Below are 5,111 nucleotides of genomic sequence, written 5' to 3'. Positions count from 1 at the left end.
CTTTCTTCTGAATACCTAAGAGAACTAAATCTATTCATAGATGCATTTACTTTTCTCTTACAAAAACCAATAATCTCATGGAATTTAGGCATCTCTTTTGGAATAAACTTCTCATAAAATTTATCCATCTCATCAATTAATTTTGCTAAACGTTCAAATTTACCCTTATACGGCTTCAACTCTTCATTTTCTTTTTCCAAACGCTTCACTGTTGTATGTAAATCTGTATTACTCGCTTGTAACGCTTCATTCTTGCGATGTAACGTCATATTTTCACGTTTAAAGGCTTCTGATGCCTTTGCCTTAGTTTTGAGTTCCTCAAAGTCTTCTACGCTCATTTCAACGCTTTTAGAGCGTAAGATACCACCTTTATGTTTAACTTCAATCTTATCGACTTTATTTGTTGATTTCACTGCGTTTTGTAATTGATTCAAACGAGATTCTAATTGTTCCATTTGTTTATTTACTACTTCTTTTTTCTGTAGGCATTGTCCCATCTCTTTTTCTAAAGCTTTTATCTCTTCTTTTGCAGTCATTGCCTTAAGTTTTCGCATTTCTATATGCTTTTTGTCACTTGATACACCACGTTCCAAATAAAAGCCCTTTTCTACCATGTGAGCATGAAAATCGTCCTGGAGTGAAACCAATTCTTTTCGGTTAAAAATTTGTTTAGCTGATAACTTATTTTCTCCGGTTACTGGAACCATTCCAACGTGCATATGAGGTGTTTTCTCGTCCAAATGCACAGCTGCGTGTACAATATTTTGTTCACCATATCTATCTTTTAAGAAGCTATACGCTTCTTTGAAAAACACCTTCTGTTGAGCTGGATCAACTATATCTAATACATCAAAAAATTCTCTATCACTTGTAACAACAAACTCACACATCACAACCGCATCTTTTCGAATCGCTCGATTGGTCTCTACATTTTGTTCAATCTTGTCTTTCACTGTTTTCAAATAATCAATGTGACCATCATTATGTAAATCGTAATTCAATTGTGTTCGATCCGATTCAATATCATGATTTGTGTGGCTCTCTTTTTCTCTCTGATTATGAATCTGAATTCCCTTCACATCTCGCATTTTAAATTTCTGCATTCGGCAAATTGCATAACTCATTTTTTCGCCTCTTTTCCAATTGGTTCTACGTCCTTATCAGTCCCTAGAACCATATAAAGTATATATACTTCTCTACTGTTTTTTCGGTGGACTTCCATGTAAAGTATAGCACACTATACTTTACTATCGTAAAGGTGTGCCCTGCGGGGCTGTTCGGCAAGCCGAACCAAACCTTGGACTTTGTCCAAACCTACAAGGGGAACTCTTCCCCTTGACCCCCTCAATCGAACTCCCCAACCCCTCAATCCTTGAGGGGCTCCCTCGCCGGTTGGCAGGAACAAACGGTAGTTTGTTCAGTGCCAAGAGGGTTCGGGTGTAGTCCAGTTGGTCAAGTCAAATACTCCCTTCGCTTCGCTAGGTCCGTTTTGATTGACCAACACAAATAATTACCGTTTACTGTTCATATTTTTTACTTCTTTTGATTTTAAACATCCCTACCACAATCCCTATAAAACTTCCTAATACAATTCCTAAACCAAGATTGTTTGTATAGTAGCCTACAGTTGATCCAAACCCCATACCCATTAATAGTTCTATCATTATCGATTCACCATTTTTATTATTAGCATTCAAACTATTTCCCCTCCGTTTTCTTCACCGCATATTCATATAATCGTTCATTAAACTCTTTATCTATTTTTAAAAATTGATTCTCAATGTTATAGCGTTCTTCTACTTCTTTCAACAACAATACTTCTAGTTCAGGCATCTCATATTTTCCCTCAACAATAATTGGTCGAGCTGGTTGTATTTTCACTTGTAACGAAGTTAATTTACAAAATTGTGGTACAGAAAGTTCTCTCATCTTCGCCAACATTTCTAACTTCTCATATTGTTCTTCATTCACTGTAAACTTGACTTGAATGGTTTTCTCTTTGTCCATTTTAGTACCTCCACAATGTACTTTTTAGTACATACAATTGTACCATTAAGTACCATATAATCCAAGTATTACATAAATGAAAACTTAAATTTCTACTTCTGTAATACTACCTAACTTTTCACCTCTTTTTTTCTATAAAATCAACATTACTCAAACTTGTTATATACCTTTCAGACGCTCCAGATCTACCTCTAACCTATCTGTATTTTCTTATTCACACAAAAAAAAACACCAAAGAACAAAAAGTCCTCTCAGACAAGCCGAGAGGACTTTTAAATATATATCTTATTATTTTGTTCTCACTTCATCCGAAACCACACTAAGAGTATGCAAGATTTTATTCAAAAAAAGAATAGCGGAGATCCTTAGAATCCGCGCTACATCAACGATGTATAAAATTATGTATAAGAGATAAATAGACATGAAAACAAGAAACCTCATAAAAACAAGGATTCTATCAAAATCCTTGCTACCGATAATAGGACGTTATGTTAACCAAGTGTGTATAGAATATACATTGATTTTCACTTTTGAATTTTACAATTCTGTTATACAGGGGTAGAAAGATATTATAATTAATTTGTGATAATTTATGAGTAGTTTAATTTGTTTTAAAATAAGTAGAGGATTATAAAGTGTGTTCGATTTTTGGTCAAGTCCTACATGTCTTATTCTTTGGAGGAAATATGCTTAAAGATAATTTTAAAATTAGTAATATTCCCACTGTTTTATGGGGAAATAAGAGTGAAAAAATTTTTATTGCAGTACATGGAAATATGTCAAATAAAGAAGATACAGTTATTGAAATTTTAGCTGAAGAAGCCAATCGAAAAGGTTATCAAGTATTAAGCTTTGATTTACCTGAGCATGGAGAAAGAATAAATGATAATACTCCTTGCAAAGTACAGTTTTGTGTTAATGAATTATCTATAGTTATGAATTACGCAAAAGAACATTGGAAAGAAGTAAGTGTATTTGCATGTAGTATGGGAGCTTATTTTAGCCTTTTAGCCTATCAAAATGATGTGTTAGAAAAGGCATTATTTTTATCACCAGTAGTTAATATGGAACGAATTATAGAAAATATGATGAAATGGTTTAATATAACACCAGAGCTTTTGCAAAAAGAAATGACTATAGAAACACCTGTTGGTCAAAAGTTATATTGGGATTATTTATGCTATGTAAAAGAACATCCTATTAATACGTGGAATACAGATACATATATTATGTATGGAGCCAAGGATGAACTGTGCGAATTTGAAATTATTAACTATTTTACAAAAAAACATCATTGTGAATTAGAAGTCATGGAAACAGGTGAACATTACTTTCATACTAAAGAACAGTTAAAGGTATTTAAACAGTGGTTACACAAACATATCGATTAACAAAATTGTTATTAAAGAGAAGATGTTAAACTACTGAGAAATATATTTGAATTATTTACTTCCACTAACGAATTTTACGTCAACTAGCACCTTTTACGGGGAGCTAGTTGTTTTGTTGTTTTGACCTTTTCTTTTCCCCTTGTTTTTGGGTGTAAGTGCTGGCTGGGGGTTTGGGGGCTAGCCCCCAAGGACTTAACGTAACTGCATATTGCAAAAGGGAACTACATGGATCGATAGGACTGGGTGGTTCGGCTGGTACAATTGCTGGTCCAAGTCGAGCAACTTAACCTCGTTTTTGGTCTGTTCGGCTTGGCGAAAGCTAAAAACCAGCCGAAAAAAGATTTGCAAGGAGGGAGCAAAGCGGACAAGGTGGAGATTTTTGAGTGGTGTTTACTCAAAAATACTACCTGTTCCTTGCGGAACTTTTAGCCCTTATATAGAGAGTGAGAAGAGAAGTACTTTAAAAAGTTTTAAAAAGGTTGATATATCAGTAGTTTTAGAGATTTTCGTGTATCCCCAAAAAGGGACACTTCCGTCCCCAAAAAGGGACACACAAAATAACAACAAAAAAGGACTTGAAAAATCAAGTCCTAGAATAATTTATTAGGTAAATTCTTTAATATAGGCATTTTCATAGCTTTATGGAACATGACCTGTAAATGCTCTGGTACGTTTTCCTTATCTCCTGCAAAAATAATATGAGGATTTACGAAAAGTGAATATGCTTTCGCATTATTACCTTCTATACCGCTTTCTGCTTTAGTTATTAAACCTTTTTTAACTAAGGAATTAACTATTTCGCTTGTTTTGTTTCTACCTCTACCGAGTTCTTCAGCGAGTTTTGTAATATTCATTGGAACTGGTGTTTTCTCTTTAATATCAAAAACAAGTGCATTGCTTCCAAATGAAACGTAAGGAGTCATATCTATTAAAAATATTTTTTCTTGACCTGTTAAATAATCATTTTTATTTAGATAACTCAAGTTCCCTTGCAAGATTTGAGCAAACCTCACTTTCGATTGAGGACTCTTTTTAGTACCTATGTAAATCTCTTTACCACCAGTAGCCTTACTTAATACCTTTAAAGCTTCATCTACTGCGTCTTGATCCATCCCATGATGTTCTTCTTCAAACTGTTTCTGCTCAATCTCTAAATCTCTTTTTCTCGCTTTTTGTTCAGCTTGTCCAAAGTTAATAATCTTTTTTGTCATGTGTTGTTGCTCCTCTCGATATTACGAGCACCAACAAAAATACCAAAAATCATAATTCGGGTATTACCCTAATAATAAAATTATGATAATCTATAAACAGATGATTAAGTTTTAGGTATTTTTGCTGAAATACCCTTTAGAACGAGCCATGTTAGCCGCATGGCTCGTTTTTATTTTATCATGCCTGTCCTTCCTTTTCCTCAAATTCATGTAACTCAATGATATTTTCCAAATTCCCTTGCATACGAGCATACTCCAAACCACCATCTACTCCCACTGATCCACACGAACAACACTTAAAATCATGTGTAAATTTAGATTCAATTACATCACCACATTTTCGACATTGAATTGCATTTTTCTTTAACTTTTTCATTGATAATCCTCCTATCAAAGTCCTCTTTCATTTCCACGTTCTTTTCTTTGTTGTTTTTGTTCTTTTCGTTGATTTTCAAGAAACTTTGATGCTGTTTCATATCCTCTTTTCTCATGTTCATTCAAT

Annotated in this window: 7 protein-coding genes; 2 read left to right on the top strand and 5 right to left on the bottom strand. The window is 33.8% G+C overall.

What is annotated here, in order from left to right; translation table 11 throughout:
* From mobV to NSS97_RS30355, 3 genes are all read right to left on the bottom strand, one after another.
* Positions 1 to 1,124: MobV family relaxase (gene mobV / locus NSS97_RS30365; RefSeq protein WP_341115407.1), on the bottom strand; the 1,124-nt coding region annotated here is incomplete at its 3' end.
* 393 nt (positions 1,125 to 1,517) lie between these two features.
* A complete protein-coding gene (locus NSS97_RS30360) occupies positions 1,518 to 1,664 on the bottom strand; it encodes a hypothetical protein (protein ID WP_341115406.1) in 147 nt (48 codons plus the stop codon).
* 34 nt (positions 1,665 to 1,698) lie between these two features.
* The gene (locus NSS97_RS30355) at positions 1,699 to 2,007 is read right to left on the bottom strand and encodes a hypothetical protein (RefSeq protein WP_341115404.1); all 309 of its coding nucleotides are present in this window, start codon (positions 2,005 to 2,007) and stop codon (positions 1,699 to 1,701) included.
* Positions 2,008 to 2,693: 686 nt separating this feature from the next.
* On the opposite strand from NSS97_RS30355, the gene NSS97_RS30350 reads away from it, so the two are divergent.
* Both NSS97_RS30350 and NSS97_RS30345 read left to right on the top strand, forming a co-directional pair.
* Positions 2,694 to 3,398, top strand: a complete 705-nt coding sequence (locus NSS97_RS30350; RefSeq protein WP_113710278.1) for an alpha/beta hydrolase — start codon at positions 2,694 to 2,696, stop codon at positions 3,396 to 3,398.
* 379 nt (positions 3,399 to 3,777) lie between these two features.
* On the top strand, positions 3,778 to 4,005 hold the full coding sequence (locus NSS97_RS30345; RefSeq protein ID WP_341115402.1) for a hypothetical protein: 228 nt from the start codon (positions 3,778 to 3,780) through the stop codon (positions 4,003 to 4,005).
* Here the strand turns inward: NSS97_RS30345 and NSS97_RS30340 are convergent.
* Both NSS97_RS30340 and NSS97_RS30335 read right to left on the bottom strand, forming a co-directional pair.
* Positions 3,989 to 4,609: a MarR family transcriptional regulator gene (locus tag NSS97_RS30340; RefSeq protein WP_316283047.1), complete on the bottom strand. Its 621-nt coding sequence runs from the start codon at positions 4,607 to 4,609 to the stop codon at positions 3,989 to 3,991. The two genes, NSS97_RS30345 and NSS97_RS30340, sit on opposite strands and share 17 nt — an antisense overlap.
* A gap of 178 nt (positions 4,610 to 4,787) precedes the next feature.
* Positions 4,788 to 4,985 carry a DUF7695 domain-containing protein gene (locus tag NSS97_RS30335; protein ID WP_341115396.1) on the bottom strand — a complete coding sequence of 66 codons (198 nt, stop codon included), beginning with the start codon at positions 4,983 to 4,985 and terminating at the stop codon, positions 4,788 to 4,790.
* Positions 4,986 to 5,111 lie beyond the last annotated feature (126 nt).

The organism is Bacillus sp. FSL R12-0074 (assembly GCF_038005725.1).
GTDB classification, from domain to species: domain Bacteria; phylum Bacillota; class Bacilli; order Bacillales; family Bacillaceae_G; genus Bacillus_A; species Bacillus_A mycoides.
Note: the sequence above shows the minus strand (reverse complement) of the source record. Positions and strands in the feature narration are given on the sequence as shown.

What these genes read in the sequence shown, in the direction of transcription:
- NSS97_RS30360 (WP_341115406.1), bottom strand. Translation starts at nt 1,664, where the DNA reads ATGATAGAACTATTAATGGGTATGGGGTTTGGATCAACTGTAGGCTAC.
- NSS97_RS30355 (WP_341115404.1), bottom strand. Translation starts at nt 2,007, where the DNA reads ATGGACAAAGAGAAAACCATTCAAGTCAAGTTTACAGTGAATGAAGAA.
- NSS97_RS30340 (WP_316283047.1), bottom strand. Translation starts at nt 4,609, where the DNA reads ATGACAAAAAAGATTATTAACTTTGGACAAGCTGAACAAAAAGCGAGA.
- NSS97_RS30335 (WP_341115396.1), bottom strand. Translation starts at nt 4,985, where the DNA reads ATGAAAAAGTTAAAGAAAAATGCAATTCAATGTCGAAAATGTGGTGAT.
- NSS97_RS30350 (WP_113710278.1), top strand. Translation starts at nt 2,694, where the DNA reads ATGCTTAAAGATAATTTTAAAATTAGTAATATTCCCACTGTTTTATGG.